The organism is Nocardioides abyssi (assembly GCF_030412915.1).
Taxonomy (GTDB): Bacteria; Actinomycetota; Actinomycetes; order Propionibacteriales; family Nocardioidaceae; genus Nocardioides; species Nocardioides abyssi.
Window position 1 is genome coordinate 483,955 of record NZ_JAUHJR010000002.1, and the last position, 25,781, is coordinate 509,735.

25 protein-coding genes, 3 tRNA genes, 2 pseudogenes and 1 other annotated feature are annotated in these 25,781 nt (G+C 71.5%); of the genes and pseudogenes, 17 read left to right on the plus strand and 13 right to left on the minus strand.

The genetic code is table 11. From position 1 onward, the window contains the following. Positions 1–46 precede the first annotated feature (46 nt). The 8 genes from QWY29_RS07410 (at position 47) to QWY29_RS07445 (ending at position 4,770) form a co-directional block, all read left to right on the plus strand. Positions 47–120 (plus strand) — tRNA-Ile (locus QWY29_RS07410). Between the two features lie 50 nt (positions 121–170). After that, positions 171–296: a DLW-39 family protein gene (locus tag QWY29_RS07415; RefSeq protein WP_300960102.1), complete on the plus strand. Its 126-nt coding sequence runs from the start codon at positions 171–173 to the stop codon at positions 294–296. Positions 297–346: 50 nt separating this feature from the next. After that, positions 347–419: transfer RNA gene (locus QWY29_RS07420), tRNA-Ala, on the plus strand. Between the two features lies 1 nt (position 420). Next, complete coding sequence (locus QWY29_RS07425) at positions 421–1,353, plus strand: hypothetical protein (RefSeq protein WP_300960103.1); 933 nt, start codon at positions 421–423, stop codon at positions 1,351–1,353. A gap of 322 nt (positions 1,354–1,675) precedes the next feature. Then, positions 1,676–2,428 carry an SURF1 family protein gene (locus QWY29_RS07430; RefSeq protein ID WP_300960104.1) on the plus strand — a complete coding sequence of 251 codons (753 nt, stop codon included), beginning with the start codon at positions 1,676–1,678 and terminating at the stop codon, positions 2,426–2,428. Then, entirely contained in the window at positions 2,428–2,844 is a 417-nt protein-coding gene (locus tag QWY29_RS07435; protein ID WP_300960395.1) for a DUF3817 domain-containing protein, read from the plus strand. Before QWY29_RS07430 ends, QWY29_RS07435 begins: the two co-directional genes overlap by 1 nt. Positions 2,845–2,851: 7 nt before the next feature. Next, positions 2,852–3,712 carry a patatin-like phospholipase family protein gene (locus QWY29_RS07440; protein WP_300960105.1) on the plus strand — a complete coding sequence of 287 codons (861 nt, stop codon included), beginning with the start codon at positions 2,852–2,854 and terminating at the stop codon, positions 3,710–3,712. 14 nt (positions 3,713–3,726) lie between these two features. Beyond that, the gene (locus QWY29_RS07445; RefSeq protein ID WP_300960108.1) at positions 3,727–4,770 is read left to right on the plus strand and encodes a 1-acyl-sn-glycerol-3-phosphate acyltransferase; all 1,044 of its coding nucleotides are present in this window, start codon (positions 3,727–3,729) and stop codon (positions 4,768–4,770) included. 30 nt (positions 4,771–4,800) lie between these two features. On the opposite strand, the gene QWY29_RS07450 is transcribed toward QWY29_RS07445, so the two are convergent. Then, positions 4,801–5,562 carry a hypothetical protein gene (locus QWY29_RS07450; protein ID WP_300960109.1) on the minus strand — a complete coding sequence of 254 codons (762 nt, stop codon included), beginning with the start codon at positions 5,560–5,562 and terminating at the stop codon, positions 4,801–4,803. 206 nt (positions 5,563–5,768) lie between these two features. Between QWY29_RS07450 and QWY29_RS07455 the strand changes: the two genes are divergently transcribed. Beyond that, a complete protein-coding gene (locus QWY29_RS07455; protein WP_300960110.1) occupies positions 5,769–6,275 on the plus strand; it encodes a peptidylprolyl isomerase in 507 nt (168 codons plus the stop codon). 57 nt (positions 6,276–6,332) lie between these two features. Beyond that, positions 6,333–7,274, plus strand: a complete 942-nt coding sequence (locus tag QWY29_RS07460; protein ID WP_300960111.1) for a rhomboid family intramembrane serine protease — start codon at positions 6,333–6,335, stop codon at positions 7,272–7,274. A gap of 376 nt (positions 7,275–7,650) precedes the next feature. Here QWY29_RS07460 and QWY29_RS07465 read toward each other — a convergent pair whose 3' ends face one another. After that, complete coding sequence (locus QWY29_RS07465; protein WP_300960112.1) at positions 7,651–8,112, minus strand: cell division protein CrgA; 462 nt, start codon at positions 8,110–8,112, stop codon at positions 7,651–7,653. An 86-nt stretch (positions 8,113–8,198) separates the two neighbouring features. Here QWY29_RS07465 and QWY29_RS07470 point away from each other — a divergent pair, with 86 nt between their 5' ends. Then, positions 8,199–9,005, plus strand: coding sequence for a DUF881 domain-containing protein (locus tag QWY29_RS07470; protein ID WP_300960113.1), 807 nt, complete (start codon positions 8,199–8,201; stop codon positions 9,003–9,005). A 43-nt stretch (positions 9,006–9,048) separates the two neighbouring features. Here QWY29_RS07470 and pknB read toward each other — a convergent pair whose 3' ends face one another. Genes pknB through QWY29_RS07505 form a run of 7 tightly spaced genes read right to left on the minus strand, consistent with a single transcriptional unit; the run spans position 9,049 to position 17,954 of the window. Next, positions 9,049–10,752, minus strand: coding sequence for a Stk1 family PASTA domain-containing Ser/Thr kinase (pknB, locus tag QWY29_RS07475; RefSeq protein ID WP_439117412.1), 1,704 nt, complete (start codon positions 10,750–10,752; stop codon positions 9,049–9,051). A 56-nt stretch (positions 10,753–10,808) separates the two neighbouring features. Further along, positions 10,809–12,431, minus strand: coding sequence for a serine/threonine-protein kinase (locus QWY29_RS07480; protein WP_300960115.1), 1,623 nt, complete (start codon positions 12,429–12,431; stop codon positions 10,809–10,811). Then, positions 12,428–13,900: a peptidoglycan D,D-transpeptidase FtsI family protein gene (locus tag QWY29_RS07485; protein ID WP_300960116.1), complete on the minus strand. Its 1,473-nt coding sequence runs from the start codon at positions 13,898–13,900 to the stop codon at positions 12,428–12,430. Before QWY29_RS07485 ends, QWY29_RS07480 begins: the two co-directional genes overlap by 4 nt. Beyond that, positions 13,897–15,300, minus strand: coding sequence for an FtsW/RodA/SpoVE family cell cycle protein (locus QWY29_RS07490; protein ID WP_300960117.1), 1,404 nt, complete (start codon positions 15,298–15,300; stop codon positions 13,897–13,899). Before QWY29_RS07490 ends, QWY29_RS07485 begins: the two co-directional genes overlap by 4 nt. Continuing rightward, positions 15,300–16,751: a PP2C family protein-serine/threonine phosphatase gene (locus tag QWY29_RS07495; protein WP_300960118.1), complete on the minus strand. Its 1,452-nt coding sequence runs from the start codon at positions 16,749–16,751 to the stop codon at positions 15,300–15,302. The genes QWY29_RS07490 and QWY29_RS07495 overlap by 1 nt, the downstream gene beginning before the upstream one ends. Beyond that, positions 16,748–17,233, minus strand: coding sequence for an FHA domain-containing protein FhaB/FipA (locus tag QWY29_RS07500; protein ID WP_300960119.1), 486 nt, complete (start codon positions 17,231–17,233; stop codon positions 16,748–16,750). The genes QWY29_RS07495 and QWY29_RS07500 overlap by 4 nt, the downstream gene beginning before the upstream one ends. Further along, entirely contained in the window at positions 17,226–17,954 is a 729-nt protein-coding gene (locus QWY29_RS07505; protein WP_300960120.1) for an FHA domain-containing protein, read from the minus strand. The genes QWY29_RS07500 and QWY29_RS07505 overlap by 8 nt, the downstream gene beginning before the upstream one ends. Positions 17,955–18,145: 191 nt before the next feature. Between QWY29_RS07505 and QWY29_RS07510 the strand changes: the two genes are divergently transcribed. The 5 genes and pseudogenes from QWY29_RS07510 to QWY29_RS21250 form a co-directional block, all read left to right on the plus strand. Beyond that, a tRNA-Leu gene (locus QWY29_RS07510) sits at positions 18,146–18,229 on the plus strand. Between the two features lie 108 nt (positions 18,230–18,337). Further along, on the plus strand, positions 18,338–19,678 hold the full coding sequence (locus QWY29_RS07515) for a tyrosine-type recombinase/integrase (protein WP_277500507.1): 1,341 nt from the start codon (positions 18,338–18,340) through the stop codon (positions 19,676–19,678). A gap of 34 nt (positions 19,679–19,712) precedes the next feature. Beyond that, positions 19,713–20,962, plus strand: a protein-coding gene (locus QWY29_RS07520) for an IS3 family transposase (protein WP_277501680.1) whose coding sequence is annotated in 2 segments (ribosomal slippage) — positions 19,713–19,986 and positions 19,986–20,962 — 1,251 coding nt in all. Because the reading frame shifts where the segments join, the coding sequence is not laid out codon by codon here. Between the two features lie 42 nt (positions 20,963–21,004). Then, the gene (locus QWY29_RS07525) at positions 21,005–21,193 is read left to right on the plus strand and encodes a hypothetical protein (protein WP_277500436.1); all 189 of its coding nucleotides are present in this window, start codon (positions 21,005–21,007) and stop codon (positions 21,191–21,193) included. Between the two features lie 98 nt (positions 21,194–21,291). Further along, positions 21,292–21,453 (plus strand): annotated as a pseudogene (locus QWY29_RS21250) (ISL3 family transposase); the annotation flags it as partial. An 8-nt stretch (positions 21,454–21,461) separates the two neighbouring features. Here the strand turns inward: QWY29_RS21250 and QWY29_RS07530 are convergent. The 3 genes and pseudogenes from QWY29_RS07530 to QWY29_RS21260 all read right to left on the minus strand — a co-directional run bounded on the left by QWY29_RS07530 (position 21,462) and on the right by QWY29_RS21260 (position 23,710). Continuing rightward, positions 21,462–22,702, minus strand: a protein-coding gene (locus QWY29_RS07530; protein WP_277500435.1) for an IS3 family transposase whose coding sequence is annotated in 2 segments (ribosomal slippage) — positions 21,462–22,420 and positions 22,420–22,702 — 1,242 coding nt in all. Because the reading frame shifts where the segments join, the coding sequence is not laid out codon by codon here. Next, positions 22,293–22,421 (minus strand) — a sequence feature (AL1L pseudoknot). It overlaps the preceding gene by 129 nt. A gap of 52 nt (positions 22,703–22,754) precedes the next feature. Then, positions 22,755–23,120: pseudogene (locus QWY29_RS21255) on the minus strand (transposase); the annotation flags it as partial. Positions 23,121–23,416: 296 nt separating this feature from the next. Beyond that, on the minus strand, positions 23,417–23,710 hold the full coding sequence (locus tag QWY29_RS21260; RefSeq protein WP_218848685.1) for a transposase: 294 nt from the start codon (positions 23,708–23,710) through the stop codon (positions 23,417–23,419). Positions 23,711–23,766: 56 nt separating this feature from the next. Here QWY29_RS21260 and QWY29_RS07540 point away from each other — a divergent pair, with 56 nt between their 5' ends. Beyond that, positions 23,767–24,069 carry a DUF2243 domain-containing protein gene (locus tag QWY29_RS07540; protein ID WP_218848686.1) on the plus strand — a complete coding sequence of 101 codons (303 nt, stop codon included), beginning with the start codon at positions 23,767–23,769 and terminating at the stop codon, positions 24,067–24,069. A 51-nt stretch (positions 24,070–24,120) separates the two neighbouring features. On the opposite strand, the gene QWY29_RS07545 is transcribed toward QWY29_RS07540, so the two are convergent. Then, positions 24,121–25,299: a cytochrome P450 gene (locus tag QWY29_RS07545; RefSeq protein ID WP_179516874.1), complete on the minus strand. Its 1,179-nt coding sequence runs from the start codon at positions 25,297–25,299 to the stop codon at positions 24,121–24,123. Positions 25,300–25,781: the final 482 nt, after the last annotated feature.

The window sequence follows — 25,781 nt, forward strand, 5'->3', positions numbered from 1 at the left end:
TGTTCCGCATCGGTCGCCAGCGACCGCGCCGGCCCCGTGCCGGAGCGGGCCTATAGCTCAGACGGTTAGAGCGCTTCCCTGATAAGGAAGAGGTCACAGGTTCAAGTCCTGTTAGGCCCACCCACCTGGCTGCACCAGCCGCACCGCCCGCAGCGACCGGAGGTCACCCGATGAAGAAGATCGTCCTCCTCGCCCTGGCCGCCGCCGGCGCGGTCCTCGCGAAGAAGAAGTACGACGAGGGCCAGCACGAGCAGGCGCTGTGGGCCGAGGCCACCGACAGCGTCCGCGCCTCCTGAGGGCATCACCCAGCGGCACACCACCAACTCCCGCGCTAGAGCGCGGACACGGGGCCTTGGCGCAATTGGTAGCGCACCTGCTTTGCAAGCAGGGGGTTAGGGGTTCGAGTCCCCTAGGCTCCACATGATCAGCAGGCTCGGCCTCGGCGTCGCCGCCGTCCTGCTCGCCGGCTCGCTGGCCGCCTGCACCGACGACGCGCCGGAGCCCGCCCCGGCGCTCGCGCCCAGCGCGTCGGCCGTCCCGGAGTTCGACGTCCGCGACGAGGCCGCCGCCGCGGCGCTGCCGCTCGTGCCGGCCTCGGCCACGTCGCTCTCGGTCACCGACCTCGAGCGGGTCCGCCTCCAGCTCGGAGTCCCCGACCTGACCGGCCAGGCCCCGGCCACAGAGCGCGACGGCTTCTGGGCGCGCGCCGAGCGCCGCGCCCCGCTGCTCACCCCCGGTCTCCTCCGCCCGGTCGACGAGCGGCTGGCGGCGGAGTACGGCTTCACCCAGGACGACGTGCGCTGGGAGGCCCGCTTCGACGGCCCGGACGGCGCGGGCTGGGTGCTGTCGTTCCGGCTGGGCATCGACATGGCCGTCGTGCAGCGCGCCGTCCGCGACCGGGTCGGCGTGCTCGCCGGCGCCGAGGTGCGCCCCGAGGACAGCCTCGTGGTCTCCGGAGCGGCGCCGGACGCGACGCGGTCGTGGGCCGCCGAACCGGCGCTCCTCGACCTCGTCGGGTCGCCGGCGGAGGCGACGTACGTCGAGCGCGGCTGCGTGGAGGCGCCCGCCGGCGTCGACACCGCCCGGGTCGACGAGATCGAGGCGTGGTCGATCGCGCTCCAGGGCGGCCTGGCCACGGCCTGGCTCGGCCCGCTGCGCTCGGACGCCTTCGAGCGGCTGCGCCTCGGGGAGACCTGGCCCGAGGACGGGCCCGGCCGTGCGTTCAGCGACGGCTTCCGCGACGGCGTGGCCGACCCCTCGACCGGACGCGTCGGCTACCGGCTGGTCGACCCCGTCGCCGGTGCCGCGCTCGTCCGCGACCGCGTCGCGCCGTACGCCGCCTGCGCCGACTGACCCGCCTCCGGTCCCGGCGGGTTTCGAGACGCGCGCCAGCGCGCGCTCCTCAACCAGCCGGGGTAGCAGCCCCGCGCCGGCGGGTTTCGAGACGCGCGCCAGCGCGCGCTCCTCAACCTGCCGGGGTAGCAGCCCCGCGCCGGCGGGTTTCGAGACGCGCGCGAGCGCGCGCTCCTCAACCTGCCGGGGTGGCAGCCCGGCGCCGGCTGGTTGAGGAAGGCCGGCAAGGCCTGTCTCGAAACCTGCCGGGGCCGCGCTCTCGACCAGTGGGTTCACCCGCGGTGGGGCCGGTGCGACGGGGATCACGCCGTACGCTGGAGGGGTGCCTGTCGCCCTCCACCCCCGCTACTGGGCTGGTCATCTGCTGGCCATCGTGCTGGTGCTGCTGGCCGGCCGGCTCGGCCTCTGGCAGCTCGACTCCTGGCAGGCGCACCGCGACGCCGAGGCCGTGGACCACAGCCGGACCGCGCCCGAGCCGCTCGTGGACGTGATGGGCCCCGACGACCCCTTCCCGGGGGAGAAGGTCGGCCGCCCGGTCGACGTGTCCGGGACCTGGGTGCCGAGCGGCACCGTCTTCGTCGAGGGTCGCGAGCACGACGGCGAGGAGGGCTACTGGGTCGTCACGCCGCTCGAGGTCGAGGGCGGCGGCGGGTCGGCGCTGTACGTCGTGCGCGGCTGGTCGGCGACGCCCGAGGCCCCCGCGCCGGCTCCCGGCCCGGTCGAGGTGACGGCGTACCTCCAGGCCACCGAGGGCACCAACGCCACCGACCCCGACCGCTCCGACGACGTGCTGCCGCAGGTGCGCACCGCCGACCTGATCCAGCACGTCGACCAGGACCTGTACGGCGCGTTCGCCATCGCCCGCGAGCCGCTCGACGGCCTCGCGACCGCCGAGGTCGAGCAGGTGGCCGGCGCGTCGGCGTTCACGGGGTTGAAGAACTTCCTCTACGGCATCGAGTGGTTCGTCTTCGGCGCGTTCGCCGCCTTCATCTGGTGGCGCTGGTCACGGGACCTCGGCGCGGCCGCGGCGCAGGAGCAGGAGCCCGCCGACGAGGCGGTAGCGTCGAGGTCGTGATGGACGACGACGAGCGCACCGACCCGGGGCTCAACAGCGCGCTGACCCGCTACCGCTTCATGGCCACCGTCGTCGGCGTGCTGCTCATCGTGCTGTGCCTGGTCGGCGTCCCGCTGGCCAACTTCGACGGCTCCGGCATGTGGGGCATCTTCGGCAGCACTCCCGACCTCTTCGCGGCCGGTTCGGGCGCCCAGGAGCTCGGCAACGCGATCACCGAGTACCTCGGTGTCGCCCACGGCTGGCTCTACATGATCTTCCTGATCATGGCGTTCCTGCTGGCCCGCCGGGCCGAGTGGGACCTGCAGTTCACCCTGGTCACGCTGCTGTGCGGCACGATCCCGATCGTCAGCTTCTGGGCCGAGCGCCGCGCCACCGAGCGGGTCCGCGCCCAGCTCGGCGAGCCGGTCGGCAGCTGACCCACCCGTGACCACCGCTGGGGCGCCGACCACGGCGTTCGTCCTCGGTGGTGGGGGCGTGCTCGGCGCGGTCGAGGTGGGGATGCTCCGGGCGCTGCTGGAGCGCGGCATCACTCCCGACCTGGTGCTCGGCACCAGCATCGGCGCGCTCAACGGCGCCCTGGTCGCGCGGGAGCCGACGATCGACGTGGTGGAGCGGATGACGCGGCTGTGGGAGGACGCGCGGCAGACCCCCCGCGAGGTGTACGGCGACCGGCCGCTGCGCACGGTGCGCCGCGCCGTGTCCACCGGCACCCACCTGTGGTCGGCCGGACCGCTGAAAGACCGGCTCGTCGCGGAGCTCGGCGAGGTGACCTTCGAGGAGCTCCCGGTCCGCTTCCAGGTGTGCGCCGCGAGCATCGAGCGGGCCGCGGAGCACTGGTTCGACTCCGGCCGCGTGGTCGACGCGGTCGTGGCGAGCGCCGCGGTGCCGGGCCTGCTCCCGCCGGCGAAGGTGGGCGGCGAGCACTACCTCGACGGCGGCATCGTCAACTCCGTCCCGCTCGCCCGGGCCGTCCGGCTCGGGGCCGACCGGGTCTTCGTGCTGCAGGTCGGGCGGATCGACCGGCCGCTGCGCGTGCCGCGCCGGCCGTGGGAGGTCGCCCGGGTGTCCTTCGAGATCGCCCGGCGCCACCGCTTCCACCGCGAGTGGGCCGAGCTGCCACCCGAGGTCGAGGCGCACGTGCTGCCGGCGCGCGGGACGTCCGCGCGCGACGACACCTGGCGCGCCGCCACCGACTTCAGCAGCGTCCAGGAGCGCATCGACCGCACCTACGATGCGTGCGTGGCCTACCTCGACCAGCACCTCGACCAGCCCGCCGGCCCCTGAGCCGCGGGACGACGGTGCGCGGCACGGTGGCGCCTGCGGCGACGTGGGCGCTCCGTCGCCTGGTCCTCGCCCCGGCGGTGGTCGCGCTGGCGGTGTTCCTCTGGGTGACGCTGCCCCTGTGGCTGCTCGGCGCCGCGATCCTCTCGCCGGTCGTGCCGGGTCGCCTGCGGGTGGTCCGGCTGGCCTGGGTGGTCGTGCTGTACCTGACGACCGAGGCGCTGCTGCTGGTCGTGCTGCTCGGCATGTGGCTGGCCAGCGGCTGCGGACGACGGTTGCGGACGGCGTACTGGGAGGGGATCCACTACGACCTGGTGCAGGGCGTCATGTGGGTCTTCTTCCGCGAGGCCCGGCGCGTGCTGCGCCTGACCATCGAGGTCGACGGCCCGGCGCCGGACGCGCACCCGGGCGTGCCGGTCGTGGTGTGCTGCCGGCACGCGGGGCCGGGGGACTCCTTCACGCTCGTCCACGCGCTCATGCACTGGTACGGCCGCGAGCCCCGCGTCGTCCTCAAGGACACCCTGGCCTGGGACCCGGCGATCGACGTGCTGCTGCACCGGATCCCGGCGCGGTTCATCACGCCCGGGCGGCCGGGGGAGGGCGTCGAGGACCACATCGCCGCCCTGGCGACCGGGCTGGACGAGAACGACGCGTTCGTGATCTTCCCCGAGGGCGGCAACTTCACCCCGAAGCGCCGGGCGCGGGCCATCGAGCGGCTGCGGCGGCTCGGGCTGCACGCGATGGCGGACCGGGCCGAGCAGATGGTGCACGTGCTCGCACCGCGGCCGGGCGGGCTGCTGGCCGCGCTGGACGCCGCGCCGGACGCGGACGTCGTGCTGGTGGCGCACACCGGCCTCGACCACCTCGACGGGGTCGCCGACGTCTGGCGGGCGCTGCCGATGGACAAGCGGATCACGATGCGCTGGTGGCAGGTGCCGCGCGCCGAGATCCCGGCCGACCGCGACGCGCGCATCGACTGGCTCTACGGCTGGTGGGAGGTCATCGACGCCTGGATAGCCGAGAACCGGCCGGAGGATGTCTCCTCCGACCGGTCCCGGTGATGCTGGTGCGGTGCTGCTGCGTGCTGGTGACTACTTCTGGTCGTCGACGTCGGTGACCTCGGCCGGGTCGTCCGGCGTCGTCACCGGGTGCGGGGCCTCGGCGGCGTCCGCGATCGCCTCGTCGGGCGAGGCGCCACCGATGTCCTCGGCCACCTCGTCGGCCAGCGGCGTCGCCGCGGTCGCGTCACCGACCGGGGCGGCCGGCGTGGTGGTGGTCTGGCTGGCGGTCGAGGCGCTGGTCGAGGCCCCGGTGGAGCTCGGCGGCGGGCTCGGCACGTAGGAGGACTGCCAGTTGTCGCTCTGGCCGCCGCCCTGGAGGCGCTTGGCGACGACGCCCACGGCACCGGCGATGCCGGCGACGACGAGCAGCGTCTTGAGCTTGCTGCGCTTCTTCTTCGGGGGCTCGCCGGCGAGCGCGGCGACCTTGCCCTCCGCGGCGGTCCGCACGGCGGCGGCCTTCTCGCCTGCCGCGGCAGCACCGGCGGCCACGAGCGGGGCGGCCTTCGCCTTCGCGTCGGCCAGGACGGGCCCGGCCTTCTCGCGGGCGTCGGCGACGATCGGGCCCGCCTTCTCGCGAGCCTCGGCGATGCCGGCGGCCGCACGGGTCCTGGCGTCGGCCAGGGCCGGCCCCGCCTTGACCCTGGCGTCCTCGATGGCGGGTCGTGCGGTGGACTCGACGAACTCCTCGACGGCCTCGCGGGCCTGGGCGACGGCGGCCTCCACCTGGGGGCGCACGGTGTCGACGTAGTCCGAGGCCTGATCGAGGAGGGACTTCTTCTGGCGCAGACGCATCGCGTCACTTCCTCTCGTTCGGTCACTGCCATTCGATCACGCACAGCACGGTCGGGCCACCCGGGAGACCGGTTGGCGCCACGTGCGAGGATCGACGGGGCACGGCGGACCACGCCGCCGTCCCTCGTGCAGTACCCACCCGCGGCGCTGTCGGAACCCCGCGCCGCGCTCGCACCGAAGACCGTTCCCCACGCGTAAGGACCCTCATGGCTGACCAGCAGGCCGTACTGAAGACCAACCGGGGCGACATCGTCCTGAACCTCTTCCCGAACCACGCCCCCGAGACCGTCGGGAACTTCACCGGCCTCGCGACCGGCGAGAAGTCCTACGACGCCGGCAACGGCCGCAGCGGCCCGTTCTACGACGGCCTGATCTTCCACCGCGTCATCGACGGCTTCATGATCCAGGGCGGCGACCCGCTCGGCACCGGCACCGGCGGCCCGGGTTACACCTTCAAGGACGAGCCGCATCCCGAGCTCACCTTCGACAAGCCCTACCTGCTCGCGATGGCCAACGCCGGCCCGGGCACCAACGGCTCGCAGTTCTTCATCACCGTCGGCGCGACCCCGTGGCTGAACTTCAAGCACACGATCTTCGGCGAGGTCGCCGACCAGGCCTCGCGCGACGTCGTCGACGCCATCGCCACCACCAAGACCGGCCCCGGCGACCGCCCCGTGGAGCCGGTGGTCATCGAGACCGTCGAGCTGCGCTGACCGGCGCCACCCGAACGACACCCGACCAGCACCGCCACCGCTGACCCGCGCCCGTCCGTGACCGAGCCCCAGCACCCGACCCCCGAGGCCGGGGTGCCCGTCTGCTACCGGCACCCCGACCGGGAGTCGCACATCCGCTGCCAGCGGTGCGGCCGCCCGATCTGCCCGGACTGCATGCGCGACGCGGCCGTGGGCTTCCAGTGCCCCGACTGCGTCGCCGAGGGTGCGCGGACCACGCGCAGCGCCCGGACGGCGTACGGCGGTCTCCGGCCGACCAAGGCCGGCAGCACCTCGATCGCGATCATCGCGGTCAACGTCGCCGTCTGGGTGGCGGTGCTGGTCACCGGCGGGGCGGCCAGCCGCCTCGCCGACCTGCTGGCCCTGCGCGCCCGCGGGCTGTGCACGACCGGTGACGGGTTCTTCTACCCGCAGGTCCCCGACTCCGCGACCTGCGCCACCGCCGCCGGCACGACCTGGCTGCCCGGCGTCGCGGACGGGGCGGTCTGGCAGGTCCTCACCTCCGGCTTCACCCACCAGGCCGTGCTGCACATCGCGTTCAACATGTTCGCGCTCTACGTGCTCGGCCCCCAGCTCGAGCTCGCGCTCGGCCGGGCGCGCTTCCTCGCGCTGTACTTCCTCTCCCTCCTCGCCGGCTCGGCCGTCGTGCTGTGGTTCGCCGGCGAGCTGCAAGCCACCCTCGGTGCCTCCGGCGCGGTCTACGGCCTCTTCGCCGCGCTGTTCGTCCTCGCCCGCAAGGTCGGCGGCGACGTCCGCCAGCTCGGGATCCTGATCGCGGTCAACGTGGTCATCACCTTCGCCGTGCCCGGCATCTCCTGGCAGGGCCACCTCGGAGGGTTCATCGGCGGGCTGCTCGTCGCCCTGGTCCTCGTCTACTCCCCGCGCGGACCGAAGCGTGCCACCTACCAGGTCGCCGGCCTCGCCCTCATCTCGCTCATCGTGCTCGGCGCCATCGCCGCCCGCGCGCTCGTCCTCGCCTGAGCCCCCGGCCTCTCGGCTGGTTCGTCGACCGGCTGGTTGAGGAAGGCGCGCAGCGCCTGTCTCGAAACCCGTCGGTTCCGTCGGTATGCCGCCTGCCGCTCGGCCGGTTTCGAGACGGTTCCTAGCGGAACCTCCTCAACCAGCCGGGAGGGCCAGCCGGGAGGGGCGGCCGGGGGAGGGCCAGCCGCGTGAGTCCACAGGTGTGGAGCAACCTGTGCAGAACTACACGCGTGTAGTTCTGCACAGGTTCCTCCACCGATGTGGAGGAACAGCCTGGGGAGGAACCTGTGGACAGACGACGACCGCCGGCCGGCCCGTAGGCCGACCGGCGGTCGGAGGTGCGTGGTTCGAGCGGGGCCGCGGACGCGGCCGGGGCTCACTCCCAGCGCGTGGCGTAGGTGAAGCCGACGGCCATGAAGCCGATGCCGACGACGAGGTTCAGCTGGCCGAGGTCGTTGAAGACCCAGATGTCGGTGAGGTCGTCGCTGAAGACGTAGAAGGTGCAGATCCACAGCAGGCCGATCAGGAAGCAGCCGAGCATGCCGACGACGACACCGGTGCCGCGGCCCAGCGGGGTCGAGGGGTGCGCGGCCACGATCAGGCCCAGGAAGACGAGGCCGAAGCCGACGAGGTAGTTCCAGTCGCCGAGGTCGGCCATGAACGCCGGGCTGCCCGGCTCGGAGCCGATGACGGTCGGGTCGGCGCGGACCGCGCTGTAGTAGAACGCCATCCAGGCGATGCCGAGGACCATCAGCACCAGCGCGACGATGAACCGCACGGAGAAGATCGGTCCCCGCACGGGGGCGAGGGGGTCGCGCTCGGTCTTCTGCTTGGCCACGGGGCTCTCCTGGTGCTGGGTGCTGGGGTCGTGCGCCGGCTCGCCCACGGCCGGTCGGCCGCGGGACGCGGGCTACCTTAGTCGTCGTGACCTCCGGTTCCCACGCGCGGCCTCAGGACCGCCCGCCGCGTCGCTGGACCGACCGGCTGCGCCGCCCGCGCGGGCGCGCCGGGTTCGGCTGGCGGATCGGCACCCCCGTGATGGTCGCCCTGAGCGGCACGCTGTTCGTCGCGAGCTCGCTCAACAGCGACGGCACCGACCTGCGGCCGGGGCGCTACACCGACCTGGCCTCACTGGTCGAGGCGGAGGCCACGCAGTACGACGCGCTCCGCCGCCGCGCCGCCGAGCTCGACTCCGAGGTCGACCGCTTGGCCGGCGCCGTCTCCGACAGCGGCGTGACCAAGGCGCGCGAGCGCGCGGACCGGCTGCGCGACCCCGCCGGGCTCACCCCGCGACGGGGCGACGGGCTGCGGATCACGCTGTCCGACGCCGACCCGGAGGTGGTCGAGGCCCAGCCGGAGGAGGGCACGGACTTCGACCAGTTCGTGGTGCACCAGCAGGACATCCAGGCGGTGGTCAACGCGCTGTGGCGCGCCGGCGCGACCGCGGTGACGATCGCCGGGCAGCGGGTCATCACCACCACCGGCATCAAGTGCGAGGGGAACGCGGTGACGCTGCACGGCGTGCCGTACCCGCAGCCCTACGTCATCGAGGCGGTCGGCGACCCGGACGTCCTGCAGGCGACGGTCGCCGCGGACGCGTACGTCACCACCCGCTACCTGCCCGCGGTCGCCCGCGGCGAGGTCGGCTGGGACCTCGAGGTCGAGGACGACGTGGTCGCCCCGGCGTACGCCGGCGTGCTCACGATGTCCTACGCCGAGCCCATCGACTGACCCGACCGACCAGGGACCGACCCCGGATCGACCCCCGGCCGGCTCAGTCGCGGGCGGGCCGCGAGGGCAGGTCGGTCGGCAGGTCCGTCGGCACGTCGGTCGGGAGGTCCGTGGGGTCGGTGGGCGAGGGGTCCTGGGTGGGCTCCTCGTAGGAGCTGACGACGATGGTGATCGTCGAGCCCTCGGGGAGGGTCTCCCCGGCCTGCGGGCTCTGCTGGATCACGGTGCCCTTCGGCTCGGTGGTGTCGGAGGACCGCACGACCGAGACGCGGAACGAGGCGTCGGTGATGATCCGCTCCGCCTCGCGCTGGCGGCGGCCGACCACGTCGGGCACCTCCTCGGGCCCGTCGGAGTAGAGGATCGTGACGGTCGCGCCCTCGGCGACCTCCTGGCCCGCAGCCGGCTCCTGCGCGACGACCTCGCCGGCGGGCTCGTCGGAGTCGGTCTCCTCCTGGTTGGTGCGCAGCCCGGCGGCCCGCAGCTGCGCCGCGGCGTCGGCCCGGCTCAGCCCGACGACGGACGGCACGCCCACCTTGGGCTCGCCCAGGGACAGGACGATGTCGACGGCGGTGCCGGGGTCGACGTACTGGTCCCGGTTGGGCTGCTGCTCGGCGACCTTGCCGGGCGGGATCGTGTCGTTCTCGGCGAAGGAGACGTTGCCGACGCTCAGACCGGCCTCGCGGATCGCCGCACGGGCCTGGTCGTCGCCGAGGCGGATCAGGTTGGGCACCTGCACCTGCTCGGGCGGGGACTCGAAGAGCCGCGGCAGCAGCACCACGCCGGCCACGACGAGCGCGAGCAGCAGGAGCACGACGGTCGCTATCAGGCCGGTACGCCGACCGGGGCGGCCGTCGTCGGCCACCGGGAGCGGCGGGCGGACGGCGGTCTGGTGGGTGGCCGGGGCCGGGGCGACCGGCACGACCTGCGTGGCCGGGGCCGGGGCGGCCGCGGCCTGCACCGGCCGGCCCGCGAGGTAGCGCTCGATGTCGCTGCGCATCGCGGCCGCGGACTGGTAACGGTCCTCGACGCGCTTGGCCAGCGCCTTCATCACGATCGCGTCGACCTCGGGCGGGAGGTCCTGGTCGTGGTCCGACGGGGGCCGGGCCGGCTCGCGGACGTGCTGGTAGGCCACCGCGACCGGGCTGTCGCCGACGAACGGCGGGCGGCCGGTGAGCAGCTCGTAGAGCAGGCAGCCGGCGGAGTACACGTCGCTGCGGGAGTCGACGGTCTCGCCGCGGGCCTGCTCGGGGGAGAGGTACTGCGCGGTGCCGACGACGGCCGCGGTCTGGGTCATCGTCGAGGAGGCGTCGCTGATCGCCCGGGCGATGCCGAAGTCCATGACCTTGACGTCGCCGGACGGGGTGAGCATGACGTTGCCGGGCTTGATGTCGCGGTGGATGATCCCCGCGCGGTGGCTGTAGTCCAGCGCCGACAGCACGCCGCTGGTGATCTCCAGGGCGCGCTCGGGCAGGATCTTGCGACCCTCGCGCAGGATGTCGCGCAGCGTGCGGCCGGCGACGTGCTCCATCACGATGTAGGGCTGGGCGACCCCGGAGCCGTCGGTCGCCATCTCCTCGCCGGTGTCGTAGACGGCGACGATCGCGGGGTGGTTCAGCGAGGCCGACGACTGGGCCTCGCGCCGGAACCGTGCCTGGAACGTCGCGTCGCTGGCCAGGTCCGTGCGCAGCCGCTTGACCGCGACGACCCGGCCCAGCCGGGTGTCGGTGCCCTTGCGGACCTCGGCCATGCCGCCGCGGCCGAGCAGCTCGCCCAGCTCGTACCGACCGCCGACCACCGGCCCGGTCACGGGGTGACCCCGGCCGTCGGCGAGGGCGCGACCGTCGACTGGGCCGGCGAGGCCTCGGGCGAGGTCGGGGCCGTGGGGGTGGGCGGCGTGGACGTGGCGGGCTCCTCGGTCGGTTCCTCGGTGAACGTGGGCTCCTCGGTGGGCGCCTCGCTCGTCGGCTCCTCGGTCGGCGCCTCGGACGTGGGCTCCTCCGTGGGCTCCTCGGTGGTGGGCTCCTCCGTGGGCTCCTCGACAGGCGGGTCGCCCCAGTACTGCACGGTCACCCGCTCGCCCTCGTCGAGCCGGCCGGACGGGTCGACGGAGGTCACCAGGCCGGCGGTCTCGCCGCCGGGGTTGGCGACCTCCTCGGTGGTCACCCGCAGCCCGGCGCGGGCCAGCTCGCGGCGCACCTCGCCCACGGGGCGGTCGACGTAGTCGTCCTCGTCGATGGTGATCGTCCCCGCCGACGCCGTGGGCGGGGCCGGGTCGTCGTCACCGCCGCCGTTCAGCGCGACCGCGGCGACGACGCCCGCGACCACGAGGAGGGCGACGAGCAGCCCCACGAGCAGGGCGGTACGCCGGGAGCCGCCGTCACGCGCGGCCGCTGCCCCGGCGCCGTCGGTCATGTCCGGGTCGATCCCGGCGGTCGCGCTCGAGGCGGCGGGCACGGCCGCGGTGGCCGGCGCCGCGGGGGTGGCCAGCGGCGGCGCGACCACCGTCGGGTCGATGACCTGGGTCTGCTCGGCGGCCGCCGGCGGCGCGAGGACCTCGGTCGACGGGTCGCGCAGCGCGGCGGCGAACGCCGAGGCGTCGGCGTACCGCTCCGAGGAGTCCTTGGCCAGCGCCCGGCGCACCACGGCGGCCAGGTCGGCCGGCACCGAGGCGGGCAGGTCCGGGACGGGGTCGTTGAGGTGGGCCAGCGCGGTCGCGACCGCCGACTCGGCCTGGAAGGGACGGTGCCCGGCGAGCATCTCGAAGGCGACCACGCCCAGGGCGTAGACGTCGGAGGCCGGGGTGGCGGGGTTGCCGCGGGCCTGCTCCGGCGAGAGGTACTGCGGGGTGCCCATCACCTGGCCGGTCTGGGTCATCCCGATGCCGTCGGCGGCGCGGGCGATGCCGAAGTCGGTGATCTTGACGGTGCGGTCGGGGGTCACCAGCAGGTTCGCCGGCTTGATGTCGCGGTGGACGATGCCGGCCGCGTGCGCGGCACCGACCGCGTCGGCGACCTGGCCGAGCAGGTCGCGCACTGCGTCGGGGTCCAGCGGCTCGCCCTCGCGCAGCAGCGCGGAGAGCGGCTGCCCGTCGACCAGCTCCATCACCAGGTAGGGCCGGGGCACACCCGAGCCGTCGGCGGCCGCGGCCTCGCCGAAGTCGTAGACGGCGGCGACGCCGGGGTGGTGCAGCGACGCCGCGTGGCGGGCCTCGGTCTCGAACCGGGAGCGGAACGTCGCGTCGTCGGCGTACTCGGTCTTGAGCACCTTGACCGCGACCTCGCGGCCGAGGGTCTCGTCGGCGGCGCGCCACACCTCGCCCATGCCGCCGGTGGCGATCCGGCTCACCAGCCGGTAGCGGTGGGCGTCGTCGGCGTACCGACCGCCCTCCGGCGCCGGGGTCCCGAACGACTGCGTCGGGTCGGTCACTGACGGATCACCGCTTCCATGACGGCCTTCGCGATCGGGCCACCGAGGGTGCCGCCGGCGATCTCGGAGCGCGAGATCTCGGCGTTCTCGATGACGACCGCGACGGCGACGTCCTCGTCGGGGGCGAAGGAGACGAACCAGGCGTACGGCGGCCGGTCGGGGTCGCCGCTCTGCGCGGTGCCGGTCTTGCCGGCCACCTCGACGCCCTGGATCGCCGCGGGGGAGGCCGTGCCGTTCTCGACGGTGGAGACCATCAGCTCGGTCACCTCGTCGGCGGTCTGCGGCCGGACGGCCTGGGACAGCTCGGTCGGCTCGGTCTTGTCCAGCACCTCGTAGTCGGCCGACTGGACCTCGTCGACGACATAGGGGCGCATGACGACGCCGCCGTTGGCGAGGCCGGCGACGACCATCGCCATCTGCAGCGGGGTCGCGCGCACCTCGAACTGGCCGATGCCGGTCTGGCCGAGCTGCGCGGCGTCGAGCTCGTCGGGGTAGACCGAGCGGGCCTGCGGGCGGAGGTCCTGCAGGTAGTCGCTGTTGAACCCGAACGCCTCGGCGGTCTCGAGCATCTGCTCGGCGCCGACCTCGCCGGCGAGCGCGGCGAAGGTGGTGTTGCAGGAGTTCTCCATCGCCAGGGTGAACGGGATCCGGTCGGTGCCGCAGGCGCGGCCCTCGTTGTCGATCAGGCCGGTCTCGCCGCTGGTCAGCGGCAGCTGGTAGGTCGCGCCGCCCGGCACCTGGTCGTCGGCGGTGTAGAGGCCGGCCTCGATCGCGGCGGCCGCGGTGAGCACCTTGAACGTCGACCCCGGCGGCAGCGTGGTCTGGATGGCGCGGTTGAGCAGCGGCTGCCCGGGGTCCCCGCTGAGCCGCTCCCAGGTGTCACGCACGCCGGTGAAGTCGTGGGAGGAGAGCTTGTTGGGGTCGTAGGTCGGCAGCGAGACCATGGCCAGCACCTTGCCGCTGCTGGGCTGCAGCGCCACCACCGACCCGCGGGTGCCCTGGCCGAGCGCGGTCAGGCCGGCGTACGCCGCGTCCTGGGCCGCCGGGTCGATCGTGAGCTGGACGTTGCCGCCCTCGGACTCGTCGTTGCTGACCAGGTCGACCAGCTTGGTGACGAACAGCCGGGAGTCCTCGCCGGACAGCACGTCGTTCTGGCTGCGCTCGATCCCGCTCGCGCCGTACTGGTAGGCGAAGAACCCGGTGAGCGGGGCGTACTTGAACGGCTGGGGGTAGGTGCGCTGGAACTCGAACCGGTCCTCGGACGGCTTGCTCACCGCGACCGAGTCGCGCCCGACCAGCACCGCCCCGCGCTCGCGGGAGTACGCCGCGTCGATCACGCGCCGGTTGCGCTGGTCGTCGTTGAGGTCGCCGGCGGCGTGGTACTGCAGGTAGGTCGCGTTGACCATCAGCCCGACGAACAGCAGCAGGCAGAAGATCGCGATCGTGCGGATCGGCTTGTTCATCGTCATGGCAGGCGCACCACCTGGGTGGTCTCGGCGGCCGAGGCGTCCTCACCGGCGCTGTCGCCGACCGACGGCGCGGGCCGGCGGGCCAGGTCGGAGATGCGCAGCACCAGGGCGATGATCACCCAGTTGGCCACCAGCGAGGAGCCGCCGTAGGAGAGGAACGGGGTGGTCAGGCCGGTCAGCGGGATCAGCCGCATCACGCCGCCGACGACGACGAAGACCTGGAGGGCGAAGACGCTCGCGAGACCGGTGGCGACCAGCTTGCCGAAGCCGTCGCGGGAGATCAGCGCCGCGCGCAGCGCCCGTTCGACGATGAGGCCGTAGAGGAGCAGCACGGCCATGACGCCGGTCAGGCCCAGCTCCTCACCGATCGCGCCGATGATGAAGTCGGACTCCGCATAGGGGATGCGCTCGGGGTTGCCCTCGCCGAAGCCGCGGCCCAGCAGCCCGCCCCACGCCATCCCGAAGAGCGACTCGACCAGCTGGTAGCTCTGGTCGGACGTGCCCTCGCCGTAGTAGGCGAACGGGTCGAGCCAGATGTCGACGCGCGTGCGCACGTGGCCGAAGAGCCGCCAGGCCACCAGCGCGCCGCCGAGGAACATCGCCGAGCCCACGACCAGCCAGCCCGGCCGCTCGGTCGCGACGTAGAGCATCACCAGGAACAGGCCGAAGAAGAGCAGGCTCGAGCCGAGGTCGCGCTGGAAGACCAGGACGCCGAGGCTGACCAGCCACATCGCCAGGATCGGGCCGAGGTCGCGGCCGCGGGGCAGGTCGACGACCAGCAGCCGCCGGCCGGCCAGGGCCAGCGCGTCGCGGTGGAGCACGAGGTAGCCGGCGAAGGTGATGACGAGCAGCACCTTGGCGACCTCGCCGGGCTGGAAGCTGAACGGGCCGACGCCGATCCAGATCCGCGCGCCGTTGATGGTCTTGCCCAGGCCCGGCACCAGCGGCAGGAGCAGCAGCACGATCGCCGCCAGCCCGCTGGTGTAGGTGAACCGGGTCAGCACCCGGTGGTCGCGGAGCACCACGAGCGTGCCGACGAACAGCACCACCCCGAGCGTCATCCAGGTCAGCTGCTGGCGGGCGAAGGTGGTGCCGTCGGCCAGGTCGAGGCGGTGGATGACCGCCAGCCCCAGGCCGTTGAGCGCAGCGACGACCGGCAGCAGGACCGGGTCGGCGTACGGCGCCACGAACCGGATCACCACGTGCGCGGCCACCACCAGGCCGGCCAGCCACCCGCCGTACCCCAGGAGGTCGACGGGCACCTCGCCCTCGACGCCGATGCCGACGGCGGCGTACGCCCCGATGCCCACGGCGAGCGCGAGGACGAGCAGGAACAGCTCCGCCCCCCGCCGGCGGCGGTGGACGAAGCCCATGATCGCGCCCTGCTGACCGGCGGCCATCAGGGCGACTCCGGTCCGACCGCGGTGTCCCCGTCGGTGCCGGGGGTGCTGCTCGTCGTGGCCGTGGGCTCGTCGTCCGAGGCGGGGCCCGGGGGTGCGGGCCGAGCGGACTCCTGGGCGGACCCCGCGCCGGACTCCTGGGTGGGCTGCTGGGTGGACTGCTGGGCGGACTCGGGGCGCTGCTTGGCGGCGAGGTTGTCCACGGCGCGGCGGGCGTCGTCGAGGTCGCCGACCTCGATGCCCTCGCGCACCTTGCCGGCGTCGAAGTCCGAGAGCCGGTCGACGGTGACGTCGGTGGTCTCGAAGGGCTCGTTGAGGGAGACGCCCGGCACCTCGGTGTTGAGGCCGCGGAAGATGACGACGGTGCCGTCCTCCTCGCCGACGAAGTACTGGTGCTGGCTCCACGACCAGGCCGCGGCCGCGACGACCCACACCAGGCCGGCCAGCACGAGCAGCGCGAAGACCGGTCGCAGCCACGCCAGCCGGCGCGGGGGACGGGGGGCGTAGCGGGCCGCCTCCGGGTCGATCGGGTCCGAGGGGATCGCGAACGGGACGTCGTCGGGCACGTCGGCCGGCACCGGGTCCAGCTCGCCGGTGTCGCCGGAGCGGTGGCCGCGGAACAGCCCGCCGGGCTTGGCGCCCCGCACCGGCCTGCGGCGCAGCTCGCTCGCGGCGCCGACGAGCATCGGCTCCAGCTCGGCGTACGCCGCGTCGGCGCCGGCCTGCTCGTCGGTGACGACGTCGGCGACGATGCAGGTGACGTTGTCGGAGCTGCCGGCCTCCAGGCTGGCGCGCACCAGCTCGACGGCGGCGAAGTCCGGCGACCCGCTGCCGAGGATGTCGCCGAGCCGCGGGTCGTCCAGCACGCCACTCGCGCCGTCGCTGCACAGCAGCAGCCGGTCGCCGGCGACCAGCTCGATGAGGAAGAGGTCGGGGTCGACGTCGCCGGGACCGCCGAGGGCCTTGAGGATCAGGTTGCGGTGCGGGTGGACCCGCGACTCGGCCTCGGTGATCCGGCCCTCGTCGATGAGGCTCTGCACGAACGTGTGGTCCTTGGTGAGCTGCGAGAGCTCGCCGTCGCGCCACAGGTAGGCCCGGCTGTCGCCGACGTGGCCGACACCGATCCGCGCGCCGTCGAAGAGCGCGACGGTCGCGGTGGTGCTGGTGCCGTTGAGGGTGGGGTCCTCGTCGACCAGGTCGTTGATCCGGTCGTGCGCGCGGTGCAGCGCCCCGGAGACCAGCCCGAGGAGGTCGTCGGGCTCGCCGGTCGGCTGCTCGTCGAGCCGGCGCAGCTGCGAGACGGCCGTGCTGGAGGCGATGTCGCCGCGCGCCGCGCCGCCGACGCCGTCGCAGACGGTGAGCAGCCAGGGGCCGGCGTACCCGGAGTCCTGGTTGTCCTTGCGGACCCGGCCGACGTCGGAGATCGCCGACCAGTGCAGGAGCAGGCTCACTTCCGCAGCTCCAGGATGGTCTTCCCGATCCGCACCTGGGTGCCGAGGGTGACCGTCGTGGGCTGCGTGATCCGCACGCTGCCGATGTAGGTGCCGTTGGTGGACCCGAGGTCCTCGACGAACCACTCGTCGCCCGACGCGGCGATCCGCGCGTGCCGGGTGGAGACGTAGTCGTCGTCGAGGCGGATCGCGGCGTCGGTGCCGCGGCCGATGAGGATCGGCGCCTGGTCGAGCTCGGCGCGCTCGCCGACGTTGCTGCCCTCGGTCACCACGACGTGGGTCGGGGAGCCGCGGCGCTTGGTCGGCTTGGTCTTGGTCTTGCTCCTCGGCGCGCGGCCGCGCGGCTCGGCGGCGCCGCGAGCGGCCTCGGGCACGCGCGCTCCGAACATGTCGGAGCGGATCACCGAGATCGCCGAGAGCACGAAGATCCACAGGATGGCCAGGTAGGCGACCCGGATGAGGAAGAGCGTCAGCTCAGACATCCCAGGCGTCCTCCTCGACGACGCGGACCGTCAGGGTCGTGCTGCCGATGCGCACCTGGGCGCCGTCGTGCAGCACCGACCGGCCCATCTTCTGGCCGTCGACGAGCATGCCGTTGGTGGAGCCGAGGTCGCGCACCTCGACGCGGACGGTCTCGTCCTCGCCCCGCCGCTCGGTCGTCACGACGAACTCCACGTGCCGGCGGCTCACGCCGGGGTCGTTGATCCGCACGTCCGCCTCGGTGCCGCGCCCCACGACCACGCCCGGCGGGTGCAGCGGCTGGGTGGTGCCGTTGACCTCGAGCACGGCCCGCGCGCGGCGTACCTGGGTGTGCGTGGCGTTGCCCGTCACCCGCGCCTGCGCGCGGCTGCGGATGCGGAAGCGGCCGGTCGTCAGGTCGTCGGCCGGCTCGAACTCGACGTGCACCGGCCCCGGGAAGACGTAGCCCTGGCTATCGGCGTGCTCCTGCAGCTGACCGACCAGCTCGCCGGCCATCGCGGTGTCGTACGGCGCCAGCCGCTCCAGGTCCGGCGCGGACAGCTCGACGTGGAAGTCGTTGGGCACCAGGCGCCGGTCGCGGGAGAGGATCTGGGCGTTGTTGTCCACCTCGCGCTGCAGCGCGGCCGCGATCTCGACCGGCTGCACCGCCGACCGGAACGCCTTGGCGAAGGCGCCGGAGATCATCTGCTCGAGCCGCTGCTCGAGACGGGAGAGTCCGCCCACGTCCCGCCGCCTCCTTCCAGGTCGCTTCGATCGTTCGGCCGCCGCGCCGGACGGTCATCCGGGCAGGGCCGACCGGCCTGCCGGCCGCCGGGTCGCGACCGATCGTAACCATGTCGGCTCCCCGCGGCTCGCACCCTCCGTTCCCGGTTTGGTCGGACATCACGCGCTGGGCTAACCTTGCGGCGCTTCACGCGCGAGTGGCGGAATAGGCAGACGCGCACGGTTCAGGTCCGTGTGCCCGAAAGGGCGTGGGGGTTCAACTCCCCCCTCGCGCACGTGAGTGGCCCCGGGGATGACCTGGGGCTTTACTCATTTCCGGAGTTAGCCTGAGCCCCCAAGGGCGCACGAAGGGTGCACCAGCCTCTACTCGGAGAGGTTTGGACGTGGCATACATCGAGAAGCGGCGCCGCACCGACGGCGGGATCTCGGCGCGCGTGAAGTGGCGCCTGGGAGGCACGCGGGACGGCGCGGTACAGCTCGAGGTCTTCAGCGCGGGCACCGACGCGCAGAACCTCGCCCGGGCCGAGGGCTTCAAGAAGATGGTGGACGCTGCCGGCCAGCGATGGCCAGACGGCTGGGTGAAGGGCGAGGGCTTCGTCCGACCAGCCAGCGAGGCAGATCCGCTCACTGAGCCGCCGCGTTTCGTTGACATCGGCGAGGAATACGTCCGCCAGATCGTCGACCTCTCGCCCGGCCAGCGCAAGCGCTATCTGGGCCACCTCCGCGTGCTTGAAGTAACCAGGATCCGAGGATCGCTGATCTTCACCAAGCCGGTCACGGCGATCAGCGAGGCAGACCTCAAGGACTGGTTGATCGACTGGGACCGGTCCCTCAAGACGAAGGCGAACTATCACGGCCTGATCCACGGAGTCTTCGGATACGCAGTCAAGCGCGGCTGGCTGTCGGCGAACCCTGCCGTCGGGACGGCCCCACGGATGTCCAGGGTGAAGCAGTCACGACCGGAGCTGCGGTTCCTTACGGAACGAGAACTGCAGCGTGCGGTCGAGCTGGCCGGACCCTACGCCGACCTCCTGACCGTGGCCGTGGGCACCGGCATGCGGTTCGGCGAACTCGGAGCTCTCTGGGTTTCCGATGTGGACCTCGAGCGCCGCACAGTCCGAATCAACAAGGCGTGGAAGCGCAACGGAGAGGACGATGCCACTGACGTTCCAGGGTGGCTCGCCAAGCTGTTGAAGCCCAAGCACACGATGCGCGACCACCACTTGGGCGTGCCCAAGACAACCAAGTCGCGCCGGACGATCACCATCTCGCCCGCCCTGGTCACCGTCTTGCGCAAGCGCATTGAAGGCAAGGCTGCTGATGACTTCGTGTTCGTTTCAAACGCTGGATACCCGCTGCACAACGGGGACTTCAGCACGCACGTGTGGCGAAAGCTGATGACGGCGCTCGAGGCCGAAGGCATTGCTCGATTCCGATTCCATGACCTGCGGCATACCCACGTCGCGTGGTTGGTGGCTGGCGGCGCGCCCTTGCCTCACATCCAGGCCCGGTTAGGGCATGAGTCGATCACGACGACGATCGACACCTATGGCCACCTGCTCCCAGCTGGTGACGAACTCATCTCCGGCATCATCGACACTGCATTGACCGGAGGGACGATCCGCCCCGGCCCTGGATCGTCGATGGGAAAGAAGGGCAAGGGAAAGAAGTCCGAGAAGCGCACCAAGCCGGCTCGGGATCAGGGTGAACCGTCACGGGTTTGATGCCGCTTCCTTGTGAGTCAAGGAGGATGAGCACATGCCTAAGAAGGTGGATCCCGCTGTGAAGGAGCGGGCGATTCGGATGGTCGCGGAGCACCGCGGCGACTACAGGTCGTTGACCGCGGTCGCGCAGGTCGTGGCCGAGCAGCTCGGTCTCGGGAAGGAGACCGTGCGGCGGTGGGCGGTCCAGGCCGACATCGACGCCGGCGCCCGGCCCGGCGTGACGAGCGAAGAATCGGCTGAGATCAAGAAACTGAAGGCCGAGAACCGTCGACTGCGTGAGGACAACGAGATCTTGCGCAAGGCCTCGATTTTCTTCGCCGGGGAGCTCGACCCCCGCAACCGCTGATCATGTCCTTCATCGAAGACATGAGAGCCGAGGGCCACGCCGTCGAGTCGACCTGCCGGGTGCTCACCGCACACGGCTGCAGCGTCGCGGCGCGGACCTACAGGGCTTGGCGACGCTCGAACCAGCCGGTCGCGGCCAGGACCGTCTCGGACGCGATGATCGTCGACGCCCTGCTTGCCACCGTCGGGACACCTGAGGGGCTCTACGGGCGGCGGAAGATGACCGCGCACCTGCGCCGTCAAGGGCTGGACGTGGCGCACTGCACGGTGGACCGGTTGATGCGCGACCTCGGCATGAACGGCGTGCGCCGCGGCAAGAAACTGCGCACCACCATCCCCGGCCGTGACGGGCACCGGGCCGGTGACCTGCTGGACCGCGACTTCACCGCCACAGCGCCCAACACCAGGTGGGTCGCTGACTTCACCTACGTCCGCACCTGGGCCGGGTTCGTCTACGTCGCGTTCGTCGTCGACTGCTTCGCCCAGCGGATCGTGGGCTGGCACGCCGCCACGACGAAGGTCACCGACCTGGTGCTGACGCCGGTGCGGATCGCGATGTGGGACCGCGACCGCCACGGCCACCCGATCGAGCCCGGCACGCTGGTTTGTCACTCGGATGCGGGCAGTCAGTACACGTCGCTGCGGTACACCGAGCACCTCGCACTCGAGGGCATCGCGCCCTCGATCGGGACAGTCGGCGATGCCTATGACAACGGCCTCATGGAGTCCATCATCGGCCTGTACAAGACCGAGGCCATCGCCACCGACGTCTTCCACGAAGGTCCGTTCAAGACTCTCGTCGACGTCGAGTACGCCACCGCCGGCTGGGTCGACTGGTGGAACTACCGCCGCCTGCACTCCAGCATCGGCCAGATCCCACCAGCCGAGCACGAGCACGACTACTACGCTGCCCTCGACCGAGAGCCGCACCCCGTATAGAAGCGGCAGAGAACCCGTGACGGTTCACAGATCTTTCCGGCCATGGACGAGGCGCGCCGCATCATTCGGGGCAAGCGGCGGGGCTACAACATTCTTCGCTACCTGCTCCTACGGATGCGGAACGAGGTCCTCAAGGCGCAGTACTACTGGGAGCCGAACTCCCGGCTGTCGAACCTGAACCTCGGGTACGGGTGCATCCCCTTTGACGGCTCTTCACAGTTGAGGGTGTAGCAGGCGTGTGAGGTAGTCGGCGCGCGTAGGTCCTGGGGCAGGCGTCGAGGTCTCCCAAGGATGGAAGTTCTCACACTGCCCATCCGGAAGACCTCGACGTGCCTGACGCTACCCCGCAGGCGGGCTTCGCTTGCCCCGACCTGACCACCTTCGCTCGTCTCGATGAGCTCGGCCTGGTCGTCACCGGCCAACGACTCAGCCCCGACCGTGCCGTGCTCGCGTGCCGAGTTGAACCGCCCCGGCATGTCCGGAGGCTGGGTTTGGTGGCTCAGCCGGTCGGCTTGAGCTCGTTCTTTGCAGCGTAGTGGAGTTCTTCGGCGGCCATCGGGGTCAGGTCGTCGAGGGACTCGTGGGGACGCTCGTGGTTGAAGAAGTCGACCCAGTTCAAGGTCTCCAGTTCGACGTGCTCGACGCCGCGCCAGGGACCCTCGGGGCGGATCAGCTCGGCCTTGTAGAGCCCAATCTGCGACTCCGCGAGCGCGTTATCGTAGGCATCACCGACCGACCCCACCGACGGGTCGACACCCTCGTCGACAAGCCGCTGGGTGAAGGCGAAACTGACGTATTGCGACCCCGCGTCCGTGTGGTGGATCAGCCCCGACAAGTCGGTGATGCCGGCCTGCTGGCGGGTCCAGATCGCGTGCTCGAGGGTGTCGAGCACCAGGTCCGTGGTCATCCGGGTGGCTGCGCGCCATCCGACGATCCGGCGGGAGAAGACGTTGAAGACGAACGCGACGTAGACGGTGCCGGACCAGGTCGCGACATAGGTGAAGTCGGCTACCCACAGCTGGTCGGGACGGCTCGCCCAGAACTGCCGGTCGACCAGATCGCCCGGCCGTGCCGCCGCGGGGTCACCGATCGTGGTGCGGACCTTCTTCAACCGCAGCGCGCCGACCCAGCCCTGCTCGCGGTAGAGCCGCTCGATCGTGCACCGAGCCACGTCGTGACCCTTCCCGCGCAGGTGCAGCCACATCTTCCTCGCCCCGAACCTCGCGAGCAGCTTCTGCCGGGCACGCTCGGACTCGATCAGCGCGACCAGCTCCGCGTCCCGCAGCACTCGTTTCGAGGGCCGCCGCGAGACCGCCTCGTAGAAGGTGGACGGGGCGACCTTGATCCCGTGCTCTGCGAGCACGCGACAGATCGGCTCGACCCCGAACTCCCCGCGGTGATCGGCGATGAAGTCGATCAGAACCTGTTGGGGCGGTCGAGCTCCGCCGCGAAGAAAGCCGAGGCCGCCTTCAAGATCTCGTTGGCCCGCCGCAGCTCGGCGACCTCCTTCTTCAGCGACTTGATCTCCGCGATCTCCTCGCTGGTCTTGCCCGGACGGACCCCGCCGTCGATCTCGGCCTGCCGGATCCACTTGCGCAACGACTCGGTCGAGGTGATGCCCAACTTCGCAGCCACCGACCTGATCGCCGCGGCCTCATGCGGATAGTCCTGCCGGGACTCCATCGCCATCCGCACCGCGCGCTCACGCAGCTCGGTCGGGTACTTCGAGGGACGTGCCATGAGAGTGATCCTTCCAACGAATCAGCTCTCCGGACTCGCCGGGGCGGTTCAATCCGACCATGTGGTGACGGTTGAGTGCACGGACGAATCTCCGGCTCCGAAATTGCGAGCCCCTGTCCGTGTGCACGATGCAGCCGACCACGCCGCCGCGCCTGGCGACCGCGTTGTTGAGCGCCGCGACCGCGAGCCGGGACTTCATCCTCGAGTCGATCGAATAGCCCACGATCCGGTTGGAGTAGACGTCCTTGAACGCGCAGAGGTAGAGCTTGCCTTCGCCGGTGCGGTGTTCGGTGATGTCGCCGATCCACAGCTCGTTCGGCCCATCGGCATTGAACTCGTGCCGGATCACGCCGTGCTTGTCGACGGTGGCGCACAGGTCGTCGTGGACCGGTGGGCCGGGCCTCTTCGCCTTCCCGCGCTTGGGCTTGCCGAACGCGCTCCACCAGCCCATGTCCGAGCAGATCCGCCACGCGGTCCGCTCCGCCATAGGCTCGCCGGCTTCGCGTGCCTCGTCGACCAGGAACCGGTAGCCGAACTCGGGATCGTCACGGTGGGCGTCGAACAGCGCATTGGCGCGGTAGGCCTCCTCCAGCTCGGCGTCGGTGACCGGACGCTGGAGCCAGCGGTAGTAGGGCTGACGCGCGATCTTGAGCACCCGGCACGTCACCGTAACGGGGATCCCGTCCACGGCCAGCTCGCGGACGAGCGGGTACATCATTTTCCCGGCAGGTTCGCCTGCGACAGATAGGCCGCCGCGCGGCGCAGCACCTCGTTCTCCTGCTCCAGCAGCCGGATCCTCTTCCTCGCCTCACGAAGTTCGGCGCTCTCGGCAGCGGTCGTCCCCGGCTTCACGCCATCCTCGACGTCTGCGGTCTTCATCCAGTTCGTCAGGCACGACTCGCTGATGCCGAAGTCGGCAGCGATCTGCTTGAGGTGGACTCCCGGCTCACGGTTCCTCGCGACGCGAACGACGTCGTCGCGGAACTCCTTGGGGTACGGCTTCGGCACAGTGCACATCCTTCCAGCGGCACCTCTCGGCACCACAGATCAGATGTCACCTATTCGTGCAGCAGTCCCCAATCAAGGCTTGGCGTGGAGGCCGTTTCGCTCCGAGTTGGTCCTTCCATTTCGGCCTGGTTCTCGCGGGGTGGGGGATCTTCAACCTGTTGGAGGGCATCGTCAATCATCACCTGCTCGGTGTTCACCATGTGCGCGACGACATCGGCGCCCCACTGTCGTGGGATCTCGGGTTCCTAGCGTTCGGCGTGCCACTGGTCATCAGTGGGTGGCTGCTGCACAAGCGCGGTTCAGCGGTGATGGAGCGACGGGCACGAGCAGTGGCACGCCGAGCCTCGGTCGGCAGCTGAAGAGGAACTGCGTGTGGCTGTCGCCCGCGCCGGACCTTCCGCCGACCTGCGCTACTCCAGGGGCAGGGACAGGTAGCCGCGGATGGGGCCAGAGCGGAGTCGAACGGCCGAATCCAGGTCGACTTCCCAGTCCGGTTGGCGGGCGAGGAGTGCCTGCAGCGCGATGCGCGCTTCGAGCCGCGCCAGCGCCGCGCCGAGACAGAAGTGGATCCCACGTCCAAACGCGACCTGCCGTTCGGGAGCGCGATGGAGGTCGAAGTGGTCGGCGTCTGAGAATGCCTGGTCGTCTCGGTTGGCGGAGCCGAAGAGCAGCAGCACGGTTTCGCCAGTCGCCATGTGTTGTCCGTGCACGTCGACCGGCCGGGTAAGGGTGCGCGACAGGCCCTGGACGGGGGAGTCGTAGCGGAGCAGCTCTTCGACGGCGCCGGGAACGAGTTCTGGGCGGTCCGCCAGTTGCCGGCGGCTATCGGGCTGCTGAGCGAGCACGACCGCGCTGTTGGAGAGCAGGTTCGTGGTGGTCTCGTGTCCGGCCACGAGCAGCAGCAGACAGAAGCCGAGGAGCTCATCCTCGCTGAGGCGTTCGCCGTCGGCGTCGGCCTGGACCAGCGCGCTCATGAGGTCGTCCTGAGGGCGCGCGCGTCGTTCAGCAAGAAACTCTGAGAAGTAGTCGTAGAGGGATGTGGCGGCCTCCAGACCGGGGCCGAACTCGCCACGGGCGGGGTTGGACTGTATGAGAGTGGTGGACCACGTGCGGAAACGGTCACGGTCTGCCCGCGGCACGCCCAGCATGTCGGCGATCACGATGGCCGGCAGCGGTCCGGAGAACCCAGAGACAAAGTCCCACCCATCCGACTTCGGTGAATCATCGAGCAGATCGTCCACGATGGAGTGGATGTGGGGTTCGAGTGCGGCGATTCGCCGGGGGGTGAACGCCTTGCTGACGATCTTGCGCAGCGCGGTGTGTCGCGGTGGGTCGGTCATGATGAGCATGGGCAAGAACAACTGGGTCATGTCCACCCCGGGAGGGGTCGGGAAGATCCCGGACGCAGAGGAGTAGGTCGCCGGGTCGGCGAGCGCCGCGCAGACGTCGACGTATCGGCTGAGCACCCAGGTGTTCGCCTGCTCCGACCAGTAGGCGGGGACTTCACTGCGCAGCTGCCGGTAGACCGGGTAAGGGTCAGCGATGATGTCGGGATCGAACGGGCTGTAGGTCAGCTGCTGGTTGCTCATCGGTATCTCCAGGTGGCTTCATCGTCTGCTTCGTTCCCAGGCGCCCTCGACGCCGCTCCACCTTCGAACGGCCGGATCTGGTGTGGCGTGTGGTTCGCCTGTGCAGTGCCGCGAGGGGCGCAACGGCAGGAGGCGGCGATCGGCCTGGGGCCGTGGACTATCAGACAACCCTCTCAGTTTCAACAATGAGTTTGTACTCTGAGTACAGCACACCCCGTCATTCAAGTCGAGACTCCTGGCGGCGCCAAAGTGTCGTCCGGTGCCGACTCAGCGCACCCCAGACGGAGGACTCACCCACGCCGCGCCGCTCGCCTCATGGCGAGGCCCAGAGCAGCGGTGATGACGATCAGGTCTTGGCTCAGCAGGGCGGTCGGCATTCCGAGGATCCGCTGGGGGATGCTGTGCTGGTCGTAGGGCGAGCTGCCGGGTATGAACCGGGTCAGGTTGAACGGCGCCGCCCAGCAGGGCGATCGGCAGCAGTG

What these genes read in the sequence shown, in the direction of transcription:
- QWY29_RS07490 (WP_300960117.1), bottom strand. Translation starts at nt 15,300, where the DNA reads ATGGCCGCCGGTCAGCAGGGCGCGATCATGGGCTTCGTCCACCGCCGC.
- QWY29_RS07500 (WP_300960119.1), bottom strand. Translation starts at nt 17,233, where the DNA reads ATGTCTGAGCTGACGCTCTTCCTCATCCGGGTCGCCTACCTGGCCATC.
- QWY29_RS07525 (WP_277500436.1), top strand. Translation starts at nt 21,005, where the DNA reads ATGGACGAGGCGCGCCGCATCATTCGGGGCAAGCGGCGGGGCTACAAC.
- QWY29_RS07435 (WP_300960395.1), top strand. Translation starts at nt 2,428, where the DNA reads ATGGACGACGACGAGCGCACCGACCCGGGGCTCAACAGCGCGCTGACC.
- pknB (WP_439117412.1), bottom strand. Translation starts at nt 10,752, where the DNA reads ATGGCCGAGGTCCGCAAGGGCACCGACACCCGGCTGGGCCGGGTCGTC.
- QWY29_RS07415 (WP_300960102.1), top strand. Translation starts at nt 171, where the DNA reads ATGAAGAAGATCGTCCTCCTCGCCCTGGCCGCCGCCGGCGCGGTCCTC.
- QWY29_RS07485 (WP_300960116.1), bottom strand. Translation starts at nt 13,900, where the DNA reads ATGACGATGAACAAGCCGATCCGCACGATCGCGATCTTCTGCCTGCTG.
- QWY29_RS07450 (WP_300960109.1), bottom strand. Translation starts at nt 5,562, where the DNA reads ATGCGTCTGCGCCAGAAGAAGTCCCTCCTCGATCAGGCCTCGGACTAC.
- QWY29_RS07455 (WP_300960110.1), top strand. Translation starts at nt 5,769, where the DNA reads ATGGCTGACCAGCAGGCCGTACTGAAGACCAACCGGGGCGACATCGTC.
- QWY29_RS07425 (WP_300960103.1), top strand. Translation starts at nt 421, where the DNA reads ATGATCAGCAGGCTCGGCCTCGGCGTCGCCGCCGTCCTGCTCGCCGGC.
- QWY29_RS07545 (WP_179516874.1), bottom strand. Translation starts at nt 25,299, where the DNA reads ATGAGCAACCAGCAGCTGACCTACAGCCCGTTCGATCCCGACATCATC.